Below are 16,708 nucleotides of genomic sequence, written 5' to 3'. Positions count from 1 at the left end.
TTTTTGAGCGAACGGTTACGAATGGATACTTCCGACACCGCGCCTGCCTCGACGCCGGCGCAAGCGCAGCGCGTGCTGGTTCTTCAGGGCGGCGGCGCGCTCGGCTCCTATCAGGCCGGCGCCTTTCAGGCGCTCTGCCACGCAGGCTTCGAGCCGGAATGGATCGCCGGCATCTCGATCGGCGCCATCAACGCCGCGATCATCGCCGGCAACGAGCCGGCCGAGCGCGTGCCGCGGCTGAAGGAATTCTGGGAGATGGTGTCGGCGCCGGTGCCTTGGAATCCGGTCTCGAAGCATGAACGCGCCCGCTCGCTGTTCAACGAGACCAGCGCCGCCATCATCGCGACCTTCGGCGTGCCCGGCTTCTTCACGCCGCGGATTCCGCCGGCGCCGCTGTGGCCGCCCGGCAGCTCGCAATCGCTGAGCTATTACGACACCGGGCCCCTGAAGAAGACGCTGGAGCGCCTCGTTGATTTCGACCGCATCAACGATCTGAAGACGCGCCTGTCGGTCGGCGCGGTCAGCGTCACCTCGGGCAATTTCCGCTATTTCGACAATTACGAGTTCAGGAAGCTCGGCAAGAAGATAGGCCCCGAGCACATCATGGCCTCGGGCGCGCTGCCGCCGGGCTTTCCGTCCGTCGTCATCGAGGGCGAGCATTACTGGGACGGCGGCATCGCCTCCAACACCCCGCTCGACTTCGTGCTCGACGAGGAGGTCAACCGTGATCTGCTGATCTTCCAGGTCGATCTGTTCAGCGCGCGCGGGCCGTTGCCGGAGACGTTGCTGGAGGCCGCCGAGCGCGAAAAGGATATCCGCTATTCCAGCCGGACGCGGATGAACACCGACAAGAACCGGCAGATCCACAACGCCCGCATGGCGGTGCGCGACCTGATCGGCAAGCTGCCCGATTACCTGAAGAACGATCCGTCGGTCGAGCTGCTGCGCAAGGCGTCCAAGGAGAACACCGTCACGGTGGTTCACCTGATCTACAAGAGCAAGAACTACGAGAGCTCCTCGAAGGACTACGACTTCTCCCATGTTGCGATGGTCGAGCACTGGGGCGCGGGCGTCCGCGACGTGCATTTGTCGATGCGTCACAAAGAATGGCTAGAACGGCCGCAGTCCGGGGAGACCATGGTGACTTACGACCTCACGGGGGATGAACCCACACCTCCCGCAAGCAAATAGGAGCGACCGATAATGGGTACGTTGACAGGCAAGACCGCCGTTGTGACCGGCTCGACCAGCGGCATCGGATTGGCGATCGCGCGCGCCTTCGCCGGCGCCGGCGCCAATATCGTTCTCAACGGCATGGGCGTTCCGGCCGATATCGAGAAGGAGCGTTCCGGCATCGAGACCGACTTCAAGGTCAAGGCCGTGCATTCGCCGGCCGACATGACCAAGCCGGCCGAGATCGCCGACATGATTGCGCTCGGCGAGAAGACCTTCGGTTCGGTGGATATCCTCGTCAACAATGCCGGCATCCAGTTCGTTGCGCCGATCGAGGAATTCCCGCCCGAGAAGTGGGAAGCGATCATCGCGATCAATCTGTCGTCCGCGTTCTACGGCATCCGCGCCGCGGTGCCCGGCATGAAGAAGCGCGGCTGGGGCCGCATCATCAACACCGCCTCGGCGCACTCGCTGGTCGCTTCGCCGTTCAAGTCGGCCTATGTCTCGGCCAAGCACGGCATCGCCGGCCTCACCAAGACGGTGGCGCTGGAGCTCGCGCAGCACAAGATCACCTGCAACTGCATCAGCCCGGGCTATGTCTGGACCCCGCTGGTCGAGCACCAGATCCCGGAGACCATGAAGGCGCGCAACATGACCAAGGAGCAGGTCATCAAGGACGTGCTGCTCGCCGCCCAGCCGACCAAGGAGTTCGTGACCTCCGATCAGGTCGCGGCGCTTGCGCTGTTCCTGTGCAGCGACGACGCCGCGCAGATCACCGGCTCCAACTACTCGATCGACGGCGGCTGGACCGCGGAGTAATTTTTCCGGCGGGATTTGGCGGCCTAAGAAACAAGCCGGCCCTGATTGGATCAGGGCCGGCTTTTGTTTTGGGGCTGCAGGCGTCGCCATCGCCTGGAGCCATCGCTTTTGGCGAAATTTTGCAACTTTTTCCGATCGGATTCAGGACGATTTGGCGCGCCGTGGGATGATGGCATGGGCATTCCTGGCGAGGAGCAAATCGGATGGAGCAGCGGCAGGCAAATAACTTGGTGATGGGCGAACCGCATTCCGAGCTTCGGCCCAGCTCCCAGCTACGGCTCAAGGGGGAGGTGGTCCTCGCCGGGAGCGCCGGTTACGACGAGGCGCGCAAGGTCTGGAACGGCGCCGTCGACAGGCGGCCGGCCATGATCGCCTACTGCGCGGATACCCGGGATGTGGTCGAGGCGGTGACGTTCGCGAGGTCCCGCACGTTCCCGGTGGCCGTTCGCAGCGGAGGCCACAATGTCGCCGGCCTCTCGGTCTGTGACGGCGGCATGGTCATCGACCTGTCGCGGATGAAACGCATCGATGTCGATCCGGTCAGGCGCACCGCGCGCGCGGAGGCCGGCCTCGATCTCGGCGAATTCGATCGTGCCACGCAGGCGCACGGCCTGGCGACCACCATGGGGGTCAATAGCGACACCGGCATCGCCGGGCTCACGCTTGGCGGCGGCTTCGGCAAGCTCGGGCGAAAATACGGGTTGACCTGCGACAACCTGATTGCCGCCGAAGTGGTGACAGCCGAGGGACAGGTTTTAAGGGCCAGCGCGACCGAACACCCCGACCTGCTCTGGGGCTTGAGAGGCGGCGGTGGCAATTTCGGCATCGTGACTGCGTTCGAATACCAGTTGCATGCGATCGGCACGTCGTTGCCCGTCGCGTCAGCGCTTTATCCTTACGATCAGGCGCGCGAGGCCATGCAGTTCTACGATGAATTCGCCCGCAACGCTGCCGATGAGGTCAACGTCGATGCCGCCCTTGTGACGCTGCCGTCGGGCGACCGGTTCTTCAATATCTCCGGTTGCTATGTCGGCTCGCATCATGACGGTGAGCGCGCCCTGTCGCCGATCGTCAAGTTCGGCTCGCCCGTCGAGACGCGCCTCGCAACCGTTCCCTATCTCGAGATTCAGTCAGGCGGCGATGCCCTGTTTCCGCGGGGACGTCGCTATTACTGGAAGGCGCTATTTCTGCGCGAGATCGGTGCAGGCGCGATCGACGCGCTGCTCGACGCCTATGCGAGAGCCCCCAACACCTCGTCCTTGCTGGTTCTCCAGCATGTCGGCGGCGCAATCGCACGGGTTCCGGTGTCGGGCTCGCCTTACGCAAACCGTGATGCGGCGTTCGACTGTTTTCCCGTGGCGATCTGGGACGATCCAGCCGGTGACGAGGCGAACATGCGTTGGGCGCGCGAGCTGTGGAGTGCCGTCAGGCCCTATTCGACCGGCGGTGTCTATGCCAACAACCTGGGGGACGAGGGCGAAGACCGGGTGCGCGACGCCTACGGCGAAAATTACGCACGTCTCGTCGCACTCAAGAACAAATACGATCCGACGAATTTCTTCCGCCTGAACCAGAACATCAAGCCGACGACATAGTTCTGGGCATCGGAGAAAATCCAAATGCGAAGCCGCTGGACCATTCTTGCTGCTCTGTTCGTCGCTCGTGCCACCATCGCCTTTCAGTTTCAGAGCGTCGCGGCCATCGCGCCACAGCTCAGCCAGGGTCTGGGCGCGAGCCTGGCCGATATCGGCGTTCTGATCGGGCTCTACTTTGCGCCGGGCGCCTTGCTTGCCTTGCCTGGCGGCGCGATCGGCCGCCGCTATGGCGACAAGGTGGTGGTCCTTGCCGGTCTCCTGATGATGCTGGCAGGCGAACTGCTGATGACCACGTCAACGTCGTGGAGCGTGCAGATCGCAGGCCGACTGACTGCCGGCATCGGCGGCGTCCTCCTGAATGTCCTGATGACCAAGATGGTCGCGGACTGGTTTGCCGGCCGGGAAATCGCCACCGCGATGGCTATTTTCATCAACTCATGGCCGGCCGGCATCGCAGTCGCTCTCATGCTGTTGCCGGCAATCGGAGCCACGCTCGGGCTCCATGCCGTCAATCTCGCCGTCGCCGGGGTGATCCTGATCGGTCTCGGCCTCATCGCTCTGGTTTATCGCGCGCCAGATGCGGCCGTCGCGGTTGAAGGCGAGCCTAGCAGCCTGACCGCCGACACGATCTGCGCCGTGATTGCCGCCGGCCTGATCTGGTGTCTCTACAACATCGGCTTTGCGATGATCTTCAGTTTCGGTCCATCGATGCTGGTCGAGCAAGGCTGGTCCGGCGCCGCAGCCGGATCAACCATCAGTATCGTGCTCTGGCTCGCCGCCCTTTCGGTGCCGTTGGGCGGCTTCCTCGCCGATCGGACCAAGCGCGGCGAGGTCATCCTGGTCACGGGTTGCATCGCCTTCGCGCTCCTGACACTGCTTCTGTCGCGCAGCGGCACGGTGCTTCCCGTCGTCATTGCTCTTGGAATCCTCTGCGGCCTGCCTGCCGGTCCGATCATGAGCCTGCCTGCGCGCGCGCTCGAGCAGAAGACGCGGCCGATCGGAATGGGATTATTCTACACCGTCTTTTACGCCGGCATGCTGGCTGGACCTGCGATCGGAGGAAAGCTCTCCACCACGGTCGGCTCCGCGAGCGCGGCGCTCGACTTCGGCGCCGCCATGCTGCTGGCTTGCCCGGCCGTTCTGTGGTTCTTCCGCCGTATGGTTGCCGGCCACTCTTGGAAGCAGGCGGACATCAGGCGCGCCTGACCGGCGCAAGGCTGAACGCGGTCAGGCAGGTTTCTCAGTCCGGCGGCGGTCATGCATCGCATGATGCCGCGCCGGCCGAATGCTACGGCGCCGTCCGCCGCTTGCCGAACGCCAGCACGTGCAGCCCGAGGCGCGAGCGCACGACATAGAACAAGAGGATCGTCTCGAAGGTCAGCGACAGCGAGGTCGAGGCTGCGGCGCCCATCCCGCCGTAGCGCGGGACGAGGGCGATGCAGAGCCCGACATTCATCAGGAACGACACCGCATAGGCGGTCGCGCAGATGCTCTGATGGCCGAGCATGTTCAACAGGCGCTCCACCGGCCCGATCGCCGAGCGGACCACGAGGCCGATCGCGGCGACGAACATGATGCTGTAGCCGTCGACGAATTTCGGGCCGAACAGCCACAGCAGCGGCTTGCCGAACGCCAGCAGGGCGACGGTCGCGAACAGCGAGGGCCAGAACGTCCAGCTGATGGCGTGCGCGACATAGGCCGACAGCCGGTCCTTGTCGCCGAGCGCGTTGTATTCGGCGAAGCGGTGGGCCGTGGTCGCCGCCATCGCGTAGTGCACGAACGACACCAGCGCCAGCGTCTTCACCACGGCGAAATAGATGCCGACCTCCTCGGACGAGCGGAATTGCTGCAGCATCAGCACGTCGGTGTAGCCGAGCAGCAGATAGAAGCTCTCGACCAGCATGATCGGCAGCGAGATCGCGAACCAGCCCTTGACGTCGTAGCTCTTCTCACCCACCCCGAGATGGGCGGCGAGGCGGCGGTTGAGCACGACCATCTGGCCGATCGCCGCGATGTACACCGCGGCCGCGCTCGCGATCATCGCCGCGGTGGCGCCGAGATTGAGGCCGAGCGCCAGCGCGCCGGCGGTCAGCGCGATGATCAGCCCCTGCCGAACGATGAACTGCGGCATCAGGCCGAGCTGCATCCAATCATGCGCGCGGGAGATGCCGTCCTGGGTGTTGGCGACGACGAAGGGCGGCAAGGTCAGGCAACCGATATAGAGCGGCACCACGGCGTTGGGATCGATCCAGGGCGAGGCGAGGTGGATCACGCCGGCGAGCAGCAGCGCGACCATGCTGGACGTCGCCAGCACCACCCAGCGGCCGCCGGAGAGGAAGCCGCGCAGCGCCGCAAGGTCGCCGCGCGCGCGGTATTCCGGAATGATCTTCTGCGCGGAGGGCGCGATGCCGAAATCCATGGTGCTGCCGAGCAGCAGCACCCAGGTCCAGACATAGACATAGATGCCGTAGTCCGAGCCGCTCATCCAGCGCGCCAGCAGGATCTGCGCGAGATAGGCGATGCCGGCGCTGATGACGCGGATGACGAAGATCATGCCGGCGAGGCGCTTGGTGACCGACGCCTCGTTGGTGCCGCCGAGCGCGCGCGCGGCGAAGCCGCGCAGGCGTGCGGCCCGGCCCAATGGCGCAGAGGTTGCGGATTGTGTCTCCATCACAGCCAAGGCGGAAAATTCCTAAAGCGCCGCGTGGCGGCAATGGCCTCCAATCTATCAACGAAACGTTAAGATTGGGTTCGGCGACGCACCCCTTCGGGGTCGTCGCGGGGCAGTGCGAAGCACTGAACCCGGGAGCTCGAGATTCCGGGTTCGATGCGCTGCATCGCCCCGGAATGACCCTACGGCTCAATTCAAATTGATATTGAATTCGTAGCTTTTGTCGCCGCCGACCAGCGTCAGCTTCAGCGCGGCGCCGTCGGCCTTGGCGCCGGGCGGCAGGCCGTCGAGCTCGAAGGTGAAGCGCTTCACGCCCGGCGGCGCGTGTTCGACGAGCTTGGGCACCGGCAGCGCCCAGTCGGGCGTCGGCCCCTCGACGAACAGGCTGAGGTCGCGGCTCTCGGGCGCGCTGACATCGACCAGCACGCTGTTCTTGCCGTCGCGCTTGACGTCGCGGATCGAAAACGGGATCGGGTCGCCGATATTGGCGGGCTTCGGCACCGCGTTGAGCGCTTCCGAAAGCGCGGCGTCCTCGGTCGAGGCGACGCTCGCGAACGCCAGCTCGGCCTTCGCCTCCACCGGTACGCACAGCTTCTCGCACACCGCGTAGTTGATGTCGGCGCGCAGCACCAGCGGCTTGTCGGGATTCTTCGCCACGATGCGCAGCGGCAGCACCACCTGGTGCTTGTAGCCGAGCGAGGTGCCGCCGGCGCCGTCGTCGAATTGCCGCGGCGCCGGCCACATCACGGTGACCGCCTCGACGTTATCCGACCTGGAGAAATCGAACCGCGGCGGCACGCCGGAATCGCCGGGCGTCCGCCAATAGGTCTTCCAGCCGTCCTGCAACTGGAACGCAATGCCGCCAAGCAGCACCGCGCCGCTGCGCGATCCGGCGAGCAGCCGCACCGCCGAATGCGTGTCCTGTTGCCACGGCGAGGCGTCGTCGGCGCGGACCTCCGTTGCCATAGATGCGACGGAAAACAGGGCGGCAACGCCAAATGCGGCACGCAAGGGAACTATGACGATCATGAGACGTCTTTACCCGCAACTTTCGGTGCAAACCATTGAATTGCTTGTGATGCATCGCCGCACGGCGGTCGATGGTTGATTGACAGAACCGCCACCCGATATCAGGATGCCAAATCAGCAGGAAAGGCCTTTGCGGATGCGCCCTGAAGGCAAAACAGGCAAGACTCGCAAAACCGCCGCCGGCAGAAGCCCGGCCGTCGGTGCCCATGCCGCCGAAGGTGGCTATCTCGACGGCCAGATGCTGATCGCGATGCCTGTCATGAACGACCCCCGCTTCGAACGCTCCGTGATCTACATGTGCGCGCATTCCTCCGAGGGCGCGATGGGCATCATCGTCAACCGTCCCGCCGGCAGCATCGATTTCCCCGGGCTACTGGTGCAGCTCGACATCATCGAGAAGTCGGACCAGATCCAGCTGCCCGAGAATGCCGAGATGATGAAGGTGATGAAGGGCGGCCCGGTCGACACCGGCCGCGGCTTCGTGCTGCATTCCAGCGACTTCTACATTCAGGATGCGACGCTGAACATCGACGACGGCATCTCGCTCACCGCGACCGTCGATATCCTGAAGGCGATCGCCAAGGGCGCCGGGCCGAAGCACGCGATCCTCGCGCTCGGCTATGCCGGCTGGGCGCCGGGCCAGCTCGAGAACGAGATCCAGCACAATGGCTGGCTGCATTGCGACGCCGATCCGGAATTGATCTTCGGTACCGACGTCGACGAGAAATACGCGCGCGCCTTGCGCAAGATCGGCATCGAGGCCGGCATGCTGTCAAACGACGCGGGCCACGCGTAGGCCGCGCTGACGTCGTCGACGATTTGTCCACATTCACGGTGTCGTCCCAGCGAAAGCACTAGCGTATATACATATCCTCCGCAGTCTTTCCGGAGTCTTCTCAAAGAGTTGGCCGAAAACCGCAGAGAACTTACTCATCTGCACTAGGGTTGCGCCCGCCGATTTCGGCTCTCGCCTAGTAGCTAACCCCTTGATGATGAGTCGGTTTTCTAGCCTCGAAGAGATGTGTAAATGCCCTAGTGCGAAAGCAGGGACCCATAACCACCGTATGCAGTTGCGGCACCGCGCTGGGGCCACAGCGTCGCGCAACAACGGCGCTCCGTGGTTATGGGTCCCGGGTCGCGCGGAGCCTGTCATCGGGCGGCGCTTCGCGCCGACCCGTTGGCTTGCCCGGGACGACGGCTGTGGGTTCGACTACGACAGCGGTGGTTTGGCTACGACAGCCTTCGCGCACGCTACTCCGCCGCTTCCTGCGCGACCGTCGGCAGGGTGCCAGCCACCGTGGCGCGGCGCATGTCGCGGGGCTGCGACTGGTCGTAGCGGCGGACGCGGTGCACGGTCTGGCGGTTGTCCCACATCACGAGGTCATGCACCGTCCATTTGTGCACATAGACGAATTCGGGCTGCGTCGCGTGCTCGGTCAGATCGCGCAGCAGCAGCCGCGCCTCCGGCATGCTCATGCCCCTGATGGCGCCGGCGTGCGAGGACAGATACAGCGACTTGCGGCCATGCACCGGATGCGTCCGCACCAGGCGCTGCAGCACCGGCTTGAACATCTGCTTCTCCTCGTCGGTGTAGTCGAGGAAGCCGAGCGAGCCGCGCGAATACATCAGCGAGTGCTCGCAGATCATGTCCTCGATCTCGGCCTTGGTCTCGTCGTCGAGCGCGTCATAGGCGGCGCGCATGTCGGCGAACTCGGTGTTGCCGCCCTTCGGGTTCACCACGCGCGCCGACAGCAGCGAGAATTTCGCCGGGATCGGCCGGAACGAGCTGTCGGAATGCCACAGGCAGTTGCCGAGGTTGAACAGATGGGTGCGGTGGTCCTTCGGCAGCGGCTTGCCGTCCTTGCCGAGATTGCTGACGTCGTTCAGCCCGGAGGCGAGGCGGTAGTCCTGCTTCTTTGTCACCGTGCCGCCGCGCGCATCTTCGCGCTCGCCGAAATTCAGCGCGAATGCCATCTGCTGCTCGTCGGAGATGTCCTGGCCGTGGAACACAAGCACCGCGTATTTGTCCATGCCGGCCTCGATGTCGATCGCTTCCTGCTTCGTCAGCGGCTTGCGCAGATCGACGCCGGAAACCTCGCCGACGAAATGCTTGTGAAGCTGCCGGATCAGGACCGTCATTGGCGTATCTCCCCGTCTATCGCGGGCGGTTTTCCCGCTTCATTTGACGGGAAGGCTACTCGACGCGCGCGCGCTGTCAACGCTCGCGGACCGTGCGCGGGTCAGGCATTCCGCGCCATCAACCCGCCGTCGACCGGAATCACCGCGCCGGTCAGGAACGATGCGGCGGGCAGGCACAGGCTCAGCGTCATGTGCGCGACCTCTTCCGGATCGCCGTAACGGGCGAGCGCGGTGCGGCGCTTGGCGTAGAGCGTCTTGTGCTCCTCGGAGATGCGGTCGGTGATGGCGGTGCGGATCGGGCCCGGGCAGATGCAGTTCACGGTGATGCCCTCGCGTCCCAGTTCCACCGCGAGCGAGCGGGTCAGGCTGGTGACGCCGCCCTTGGCCGCGGAGTAGGGGCTGTGCAGCGCGGTCGCGCCGAGCGCCTCGGTCGAGGCGATGTTGACGATGCGTGGCGAGCGCGACTTGCGCAGGTATGGCAGTGCCGCGCGGATGATGCGCGGATGCGCCGTGAGCATCACCGCGATGCCCTTGGCCCAAGCGTCCTCGTACGCGGGATCGTCGATCGGCACCCGCACCGAGATGCCGGCATTGTTGACGATGATGTCGAGCCCGCCGAAATGCGCGGCGACGTCGTTGACGACTTTGGTGATGGCGTCGCGATCGCCGACGTCGAGCGTCCAGGCCTTCGCCGAGCCGCCGCCTGCGGAAATCTCCTTCGCTACCGTCTGCGTGCCTTCTTCGGTGAGGTCGGTGACCGCGACATTGGCGCCTTCATCGGCAAACACCCGCGCGGTGGCGCGGCCCATGCCGCTGGCGGCGCCGGTGACGAGAACGGTGAGGCCCTTCACCGAACGGCTGAGCTGCTTGTATTCGGACATGACGGACCCCCCGTTGATTTTCTGCGTTGTGAGAGACGGCAACGCTGGCACCGATCGCAAGATACGTCAAACCACTGATCCGATATCGGCATGCGCGCAGCGCGTTAACGCAAGTTTCCCGGTTGGCTTTCCGAGAAGGATCATGCTCAATCAAGACAACAGCACGAGAGAGGAACGCGCGATGAACGAGCTCGATTTCGGCGGCAAGCAAGTATTGGTGGTCGGCGGCTCCAGCGGCATCGGCAACGGCATCGCGCAGGCGTTCCGCGCCAGGGGCGCGCGCGTCGCGATCTGCGGCACCCGTGCGCAGGCGAGCGACTATTCCACCGAAGAGGGCTCGCATCTCGAGGGCCTCGCCTACGCGCAGCTCGATGTCAGCAACCCGCAGGCGATCGAGGCCTTCAAGCCGTCGTTCGATCGGCTCGACGTGCTGGTGCTGGCGCAGGGCGCGGTGATTTACCGCCGCGGGGAATTCGAGATGGAGGGTTTTCGCAAGGTGCTCGAGGTCAACCTGATGAGCCTGATGGCCTGCGCGACCAAATTCCAGGCGATGCTGAGCGCGAGCAAAGGCTCGCTGATCATCGTGAGCTCGACCGCGGCCTATCATTCCACCATGGGCAATCCGGCCTACAACGCCTCGAAGACCGGCGCCGTCGGGCTGACGCGCACGCTCGGCGAGGCCTGGGCGGAGAACGGCATCCGGGTCAACGGCATTGCGCCCGGCCTCGTCGACACCAAGATGACCAAGGCGACGACGGCCAATCCGAAGCGTCTCGAAGGCGCGCTCGAGCGCATTCCGCTGAAGCGTCTCGGCACGCCCGCCGACATGGCCGGCGCCGCGCTGTTCCTGGCCTCGCCGCTCGCCTCCTACATCGTCGGCCAGACCATCGTCGTCGACGGCGGGCTGATCCTGTAACCGCAGGAACCTGCGCGCCGTTTCCCGGTTAGCTCCCGGACAGATCAGGGAGCGTGACGATGGACAAGGATCGGATTTTCGGAACGGCGAAGGAGTTCGCGGGCAAGGCTGAAGGTGCTGTCGGCGACGCGACCGGCGATGCGCAGACCCAGGCCTCGGGCCGCGCGCGCGAAGCCGCGGGCTCGGTGCAGGATCTCTACGGCCAGGCCAAGGACGCCGCGCGCGACGCCGCCGACACCGCGGTCAACTACGCCAAGGACGCCTATGAGCACCGCGGCGAGACCGTTCGCAGCGGACAAAAGGCGATGGCGCATGCGGTGCAGGAGAACCCGCTGGGATCGCTGCTGATCGCCGGCGGCATCGGCTTTGCGCTGGCGCTCCTGATGACGCGCCAGCCGCGCCGCCCGCCGCCGTCGCGCTGGCGCTATTACGGTTGAGCCACACGATGAAATCGCAGAGCGGGTTGGCAACAGCGTAACCCGCCATCTCGCCGCGCAAGACATCGGCGGGTTACGGCTTCGCCTGACTTGCAAACCCACCTGTCGTCATTGCGAGGAGCGAAGCGACGAAGCAAACCATCTGTCCGCGCGTGCGGATCGATGGATTGCTTCGCTTTGCTCGCAATGACGGAGCCTGCCCGTTTCGTCGTCTGAAGAGCCTGGCAGAAATCCTTACTGCCACGGACTCCCGGGCACCGCGGCCCGCTGTCCGACACCGCGCGGCGGGCGCGGCGGCGGAGCGACCAGCGGGCGCTGCTGCGGCGCGCCGAACCCGAACAGATCGCGCAGCCAGGGCTGCGTCTGCGGCTGCTGTTGTTGCGGCTGGGCCTGCGTCTGAGCCGGACGGAACACGCGCCTTGGCGGCTTCGGCGCGGTGATGATCGAGCCGTCGGGCGCGATCGCCGTGGTCGAGGGCGGCGGATTGGCCGGTCCGCCCGCCGGCGCGGCCGGCGTGGTCGCGGCAACCGGCACATCGCCCTTGGCTTGCTCGCGGCCCATCTCGCGGCGCGGCCAGACGAAATCATCGGCGCGGCCGGCGGGCGGCGCCAGCGCCTCGCCCTTCACCAGCGTGCGCGCGGCGAGCGCATCGACGGCGGCGGGCCGCGAGCCCGGTCCGCCGAGCAATTGGTCGGTGCCGACCGTGGAGGCGACCAGCGGCAGCACCGGGCCTGCCAGCGGCCGCGGCGCGGGCTTGCCGGGCTCGGCGCTGGTATCCGGCGTCGCCGGTTCGCTGGGCAGCGCGATCGGCCCGGAGCGCACGGCAAGCAGGCGCGTCACCTCGCGCTCGACATAATGCGCGAGCTTGCGCGCGCCGGCCTTGGTGAAGAACACGCCGTCATCGGTACGCAGCTTGCGGGGCTGGCCTTCGAAGTCCGGGCCCTTCTGCATGAAGCGGCCGGCCTCGTCGACAAAGCCGTCCCAGACGTCGACATAGGTGATGCCGGCCTTGCCGGCGCCGTCGCGATAGAGCGCGTCGAGGAACAGCATGTCCGACGTGCCCTTTTGGCCGCGGATCGCGGGCAGGCCGACCCACAGCACCGGCACGCCCTTGCTCTTCAGCACGTTGATCAACTCCTCGATCTTCTTGCCGTAGAGCTCGACCCAGCGGTCGTCGCGGAATTCATAGAGGCCGTTCGGCGAACGCGCAGTCTTTTCCGGCGCGGCCTGCTGATCATTGTCGGCGTCGTCGGCCGGCGGCTCGGCCTCGACCGGCTTGCCATCAGTTTTGGCGGCGGCATCGGGCTTGTCGCCCGGCTTGGCCTCGGGCTTGCCGCGCGCGTCCTTTTTCTCGTCCTTCTTGTCGACCTTCTTCTCCACGACAGATTCGCGGATCGCGGTGCGGTCGTTGAGACCGAGCATCACGACGATGGCGTCGGGGTTCTCGGTGGCGAGAATGCCCTTCGCGGCCGCGGCCCAATCCGCCGGATCGCCCTTGGGCTGATAGCGGATCAGGCCGGAGACCGTCTTGTGCTTGCGGATCACGCCCATGTCGGGCTGGTCGGAATAGGCATCTTCCAGGCCATAGCCGAGCCAGTCGGCCATGGCGTCGCCGATGACGAGCACGTTGCGCTCGGCGGCCGCCTCGCGCTTGGCCGGTGCCGGAGCACGCGAGAAATCCTCGCGCGGCCGCTGCGGCTGCGATGATTGCGGTTGCTGCTGCTGGAACGGCGCGAAGAAATCACCGCCGAACCAGCCGCCACCGCCATGCTGCGGCGGAGCGCGGCGCTGCGGTTGCGGCGGTCCGCCGCCGAAGCCGGGGAAGCCGAAGAATTGCGCCGAGGCGGGCTGGGCGATGCCGATCAACAGCGCAAGCGCCACCGTCAGCGCGACCAGCGGACCGGCTTCGGTGAATATGCGCAAAAAGGACTTTGGCTCTCGCATCGCGTTCGGTCGCAAATGATCTGGAAGTACGTGAGCATACTAGCGGAATCGGGCCGCAAGCGGGCAGCTTTTCCACCATAAATCGGGTGCCTCCGGCCGGCGTCAAGGCAGGCGGCAAATATCGGATTTCACGGTTACTTTTGGGGTGGAGGGCCCGGCCGTCGCGGCGACGGAACCGTGCCCCCTCTCCCGCTTGCGAGGGGAGGGAGAGCCGTAGCCCGGATGGAGCGAAGCGTAATCCGGGACCAGACCAGCCGCACGGCGAGAACCCCGGATTTCGCTGCGCTGCATCCGGGCTACGGGCGGCAGCCCTGCGGCTTCAGCCCTACCGCCCCCTGAGCCGCTCCAGCACCTCGGAGGTGGCAAAGCCGTCGGCCGGTGCCCCGATCGACACCTGGAAGCCGCGCAGCGCCTCGCGGGTCTGGCCGCCGAACTGGCCGTCGGGCGTGCCCTTGTAGAAGCCGCGCTGGGCCAGCAGCTGCTGTAGTTCCAGCCGCTCCGCGCGCGACAGCACCCGCTCCTGGCGCGGCCAAGGCTGCGCGAAGGGCTGGCCGCCGCGCAGGCGGTCCGCGAAATGGCCGATGGCGAGTGCGTAGGCCTCGGCCGGGTTGTACTTCATGATCACCCGGAAATTCTGCAGCATCAGGAAGCCCGGCCCCTCGGCGCCGGCCGGCGCCAGCAGATAGGCCTTGTCGGACGGCCGCGGGAACGGCTGGCCGTTCGGCCGCTTGAGGCCGAGATGCTCCCATTGCGACAGCGGCATGGCCTTGGCGCGGTCGGCCAGCATGTAATTGAGGCCTTGCGGCAGCACGACCTCGTAGCCCCAGCTCGCGCCGGTCTGCCAGCCGTCCTTCTTCAGATTGTTGGCGGTCGAGGCGATCAGGTCGCTCGGATTGTCGACGACGTCGCGGCGGCCGTCGCCGTCGCCATCGACGGCATAGCGCTTGAACGCGGTCGGCATGAACTGGGTCGGGCCGAACGCGCCGGCCCAGGAGCCGCGCATCTGCTCGGGCCTGAGGTCGCCGCGGTTGAGGATTTCCAGCGCCGACAGGAACTCGTCCTTGAAATAGGCCTGACGGCGGCCGATGCAGGCGAGCGTCGCGGTCGACTGCACCACGTTGCGATCGCCCATCTGGGTCGAGTAGTTCGACTCGATGCCCCAGATCGCCGCGATGATGTAGCGGTCGACGCCATAGGCCTTCTCGGTGGCGTCGAACTGCGGCTTGTATTTCGCAAGGATCTCGCGGCCCTTGGCGAGCCTGGTGTCGCTGACCAGGATGTCGAGATAATCCCAGATCGCCTTGGTGAACTCCGGCTGCGAATCCATCAGATCCATGATGCGCAGATCGGGCGTCAGGCCGGCAGTGAAGCGCTCGAAATTCTCTTGGGTGATGTTGCGTCGTGCGGCATCTGGCCACATCGCTGCGACGCAGTTCGGGAAGTCCGACGCGGCCTGGCGGATCGCCGCTGCGGTCATCAGCGGATGGCCGGAGGCGCCGTCTTCACCGCTCCACGGCGGTGCCGCGCCGTCCTGTCCGGTTGCGGCCTGCGGCGGCGTCGCGTTCGGTCCGGAAAAGATGCTGTCGATCAGGTTGGTCAGGCCGTTGCCCGCCGACTGGGCTTGCGTGCTGCCGGGCAGCAGCAGGGCCAGCGCGATCAGGCTCGCGCCGAAAAGCTTGGTCCTTGATGTTCCCATCGCGCGCATTTGTCGTGTGCCTGTCAAAATCGTGCTGTTCCAGAAGGCCCCGGCACGGTTTCCAACAACTTAACAAGGGCGAGATTTTGTTGCGGCTCGCATTGGCTGACGGGAACGGCGGAATTAAGCCGCACCACACATCCGCCTTTGTTGGCGGCTGCAAAACGGGGTACCAAAGGCATGATTCATTTCGTGCCGCCGTCCCACCCATTTCAAGGCTTCCGATAATCCCATGAAGATCCGCAAAGCCGTATTCCCCGTCGCCGGTCTCGGTACCCGCGTGCTGCCCGCTACCAAGGCGATGCCGAAGGAGATGCTGACGATCGTCGACAAGCCCCTGATCCAGTACGTGGTCGACGAGGCCCGGGAAGCCGGCATCGAGCATTTCGTGTTCGTCACCGGCCGCAACAAGGGTGTCATCGAGGATCACTTCGACCGCATGTTCGAGCTCGACACCACGCTGGCGCAGCGCGGCAAGAAGACCGAGCAGGATATCCTGGCGCAGAACCAGCCGGAGGCCGGCGCGATGAGCTTCACCCGGCAGCAGGCGCCGCTCGGGCTCGGCCACGCCGTGTGGTGCGCGCGCGATATCATCGGCAACGAGCCGTTCGCGGTAGTGCTGCCGGACGAGCTGGTGCTGAACACGCCGGGCTGCCTCAAGCAGATGATCGACGCCGCGAGCAGGCTTGGTGACAAGTCGAACCTGATCGCGGTCGAGGCGGTGCCCGACGAACTCACCCATCAATACGGCATCTGCAGCGTCGGCAAACGCACCGGCAACATCTTCGAGGTCGACCGCATGGTCGAGAAGCCGCCGCAGGGCACCGCGCCGTCCAACCTGTCGATCACCGGCCGCTACATCCTGCAGCCGGAGATCTTCAACATCCTGGCCACCCAGGAGCGCGGCGCCGGCGGCGAGATCCAGCTCACCGATGCGATGATCGGTCTTGCGAAGACGCAGAAGTTCTACGGCGTCGAGTTCGAGGGCGAGCGCCACGATTGCGGCTCCAAGCCCGGCTTCCTCCGCGCCAACATCGCCTTCGGCCTCAAGCGCCCCGAACTGCGCGACGGCCTGATCGCCGAGATGAAGAAGTACCTGGAGAAGTAGGGGCCGCCTCATCTTGTCATTCGCCGCGAGAATGCGGACGTATGATTCGCAGACCGCGCAACATATTCGATGTCGTCATGGCGAAAACCAGGACCCATTACCCTGACCATCAGTTGTTGAGCGAAGCTGGAGCCACGATCCCGTTCACAATCAAACGCGGTGGTTATGGGTCCCCTGAGTTCACAAACGAAGTGCAACACTTCCTTGAGGAGGTGTTGCCATGGGGCGGACTTACAAGCAGCTCTCTCTGGACGACCGATGCGAGATTGCCTGCCTATCGGCCAATGGCAGCTCGGTCCG

Annotated in this window: 14 protein-coding genes; 8 read left to right on the top strand and 6 right to left on the bottom strand. The window is 65.4% G+C overall.

Annotated elements, in window-relative coordinates:
- Positions 1-21: 21 nt before the first annotated feature.
- From I6F38_RS18250 to I6F38_RS18235, 4 genes are all read left to right on the top strand, one after another.
- A complete protein-coding gene (locus tag I6F38_RS18250) occupies positions 22-1,191 on the top strand; it encodes a patatin-like phospholipase family protein (protein WP_092086525.1) in 1,170 nt (389 codons plus the stop codon).
- 12 nt (positions 1,192-1,203) lie between these two features.
- Positions 1,204-1,992, top strand: coding sequence for a 3-hydroxybutyrate dehydrogenase (locus I6F38_RS18245; protein ID WP_137476689.1), 789 nt, complete (start codon positions 1,204-1,206; stop codon positions 1,990-1,992).
- A gap of 203 nt (positions 1,993-2,195) precedes the next feature.
- A complete protein-coding gene (locus I6F38_RS18240) occupies positions 2,196-3,587 on the top strand; it encodes an FAD-binding oxidoreductase (RefSeq protein ID WP_225161298.1) in 1,392 nt (463 codons plus the stop codon).
- A 24-nt stretch (positions 3,588-3,611) separates the two neighbouring features.
- Complete coding sequence (locus I6F38_RS18235) at positions 3,612-4,793, top strand: MFS transporter (RefSeq protein WP_225161297.1); 1,182 nt, start codon at positions 3,612-3,614, stop codon at positions 4,791-4,793.
- A gap of 82 nt (positions 4,794-4,875) precedes the next feature.
- Here the strand turns inward: I6F38_RS18235 and I6F38_RS18230 are convergent, their stop codons facing one another.
- The gene (locus tag I6F38_RS18230; RefSeq protein ID WP_225161296.1) at positions 4,876-6,267 is read right to left on the bottom strand and encodes an oligosaccharide flippase family protein; all 1,392 of its coding nucleotides are present in this window, start codon (positions 6,265-6,267) and stop codon (positions 4,876-4,878) included.
- A 180-nt stretch (positions 6,268-6,447) separates the two neighbouring features.
- The gene (locus I6F38_RS18225) at positions 6,448-7,287 is read right to left on the bottom strand and encodes a protein-disulfide reductase DsbD domain-containing protein (protein ID WP_225161295.1); all 840 of its coding nucleotides are present in this window, start codon (positions 7,285-7,287) and stop codon (positions 6,448-6,450) included.
- Positions 7,288-7,423: 136 nt separating this feature from the next.
- On the opposite strand from I6F38_RS18225, the gene I6F38_RS18220 reads away from it, so the two are divergent.
- Positions 7,424-8,083, top strand: coding sequence for a YqgE/AlgH family protein (locus I6F38_RS18220; protein ID WP_076824945.1), 660 nt, complete (start codon positions 7,424-7,426; stop codon positions 8,081-8,083).
- Positions 8,084-8,538: 455 nt separating this feature from the next.
- Here I6F38_RS18220 and I6F38_RS18215 read toward each other — a convergent pair whose 3' ends face one another.
- Positions 8,539-9,426: a TauD/TfdA family dioxygenase gene (locus tag I6F38_RS18215; RefSeq protein ID WP_225161294.1), complete on the bottom strand. Its 888-nt coding sequence runs from the start codon at positions 9,424-9,426 to the stop codon at positions 8,539-8,541.
- A gap of 101 nt (positions 9,427-9,527) precedes the next feature.
- Positions 9,528-10,307, bottom strand: a complete 780-nt coding sequence (locus I6F38_RS18210; protein ID WP_225161293.1) for an SDR family NAD(P)-dependent oxidoreductase — start codon at positions 10,305-10,307, stop codon at positions 9,528-9,530.
- Positions 10,308-10,488: 181 nt separating this feature from the next.
- On the opposite strand from I6F38_RS18210, the gene I6F38_RS18205 reads away from it, so the two are divergent.
- Positions 10,489-11,223 carry an SDR family oxidoreductase gene (locus I6F38_RS18205; RefSeq protein ID WP_225161292.1) on the top strand — a complete coding sequence of 245 codons (735 nt, stop codon included), beginning with the start codon at positions 10,489-10,491 and terminating at the stop codon, positions 11,221-11,223.
- Positions 11,224-11,282: 59 nt separating this feature from the next.
- Positions 11,283-11,660 carry a CsbD family protein gene (locus I6F38_RS18200; RefSeq protein ID WP_050387227.1) on the top strand — a complete coding sequence of 126 codons (378 nt, stop codon included), beginning with the start codon at positions 11,283-11,285 and terminating at the stop codon, positions 11,658-11,660.
- 234 nt (positions 11,661-11,894) lie between these two features.
- On the opposite strand, the gene I6F38_RS18195 is transcribed toward I6F38_RS18200, so the two are convergent.
- Positions 11,895-13,604 carry an SGNH family hydrolase gene (locus I6F38_RS18195; RefSeq protein WP_225161291.1) on the bottom strand — a complete coding sequence of 570 codons (1,710 nt, stop codon included), beginning with the start codon at positions 13,602-13,604 and terminating at the stop codon, positions 11,895-11,897.
- Between the two features lie 325 nt (positions 13,605-13,929).
- Positions 13,930-15,309, bottom strand: a complete 1,380-nt coding sequence (locus tag I6F38_RS18190) for a lytic murein transglycosylase (RefSeq protein ID WP_092086503.1) — start codon at positions 15,307-15,309, stop codon at positions 13,930-13,932.
- 223 nt (positions 15,310-15,532) lie between these two features.
- Here I6F38_RS18190 and galU point away from each other — a divergent pair, with 223 nt between their 5' ends.
- Positions 15,533-16,408: a UTP--glucose-1-phosphate uridylyltransferase GalU gene (galU, locus tag I6F38_RS18185; protein WP_028334743.1), complete on the top strand. Its 876-nt coding sequence runs from the start codon at positions 15,533-15,535 to the stop codon at positions 16,406-16,408.
- The last annotated feature ends 300 nt before the right edge of the window (positions 16,409-16,708 follow it).

This window comes from Bradyrhizobium sp. BRP56 (genome assembly GCF_020194035.1).
In the GTDB taxonomy this organism is placed as follows: Bacteria; Pseudomonadota; Alphaproteobacteria; order Rhizobiales; family Xanthobacteraceae; genus Bradyrhizobium; species Bradyrhizobium australafricanum.
The sequence above is the reverse complement of the archived record's forward strand: the minus strand, read 5'-3'. Positions and strand labels throughout refer to the sequence as shown.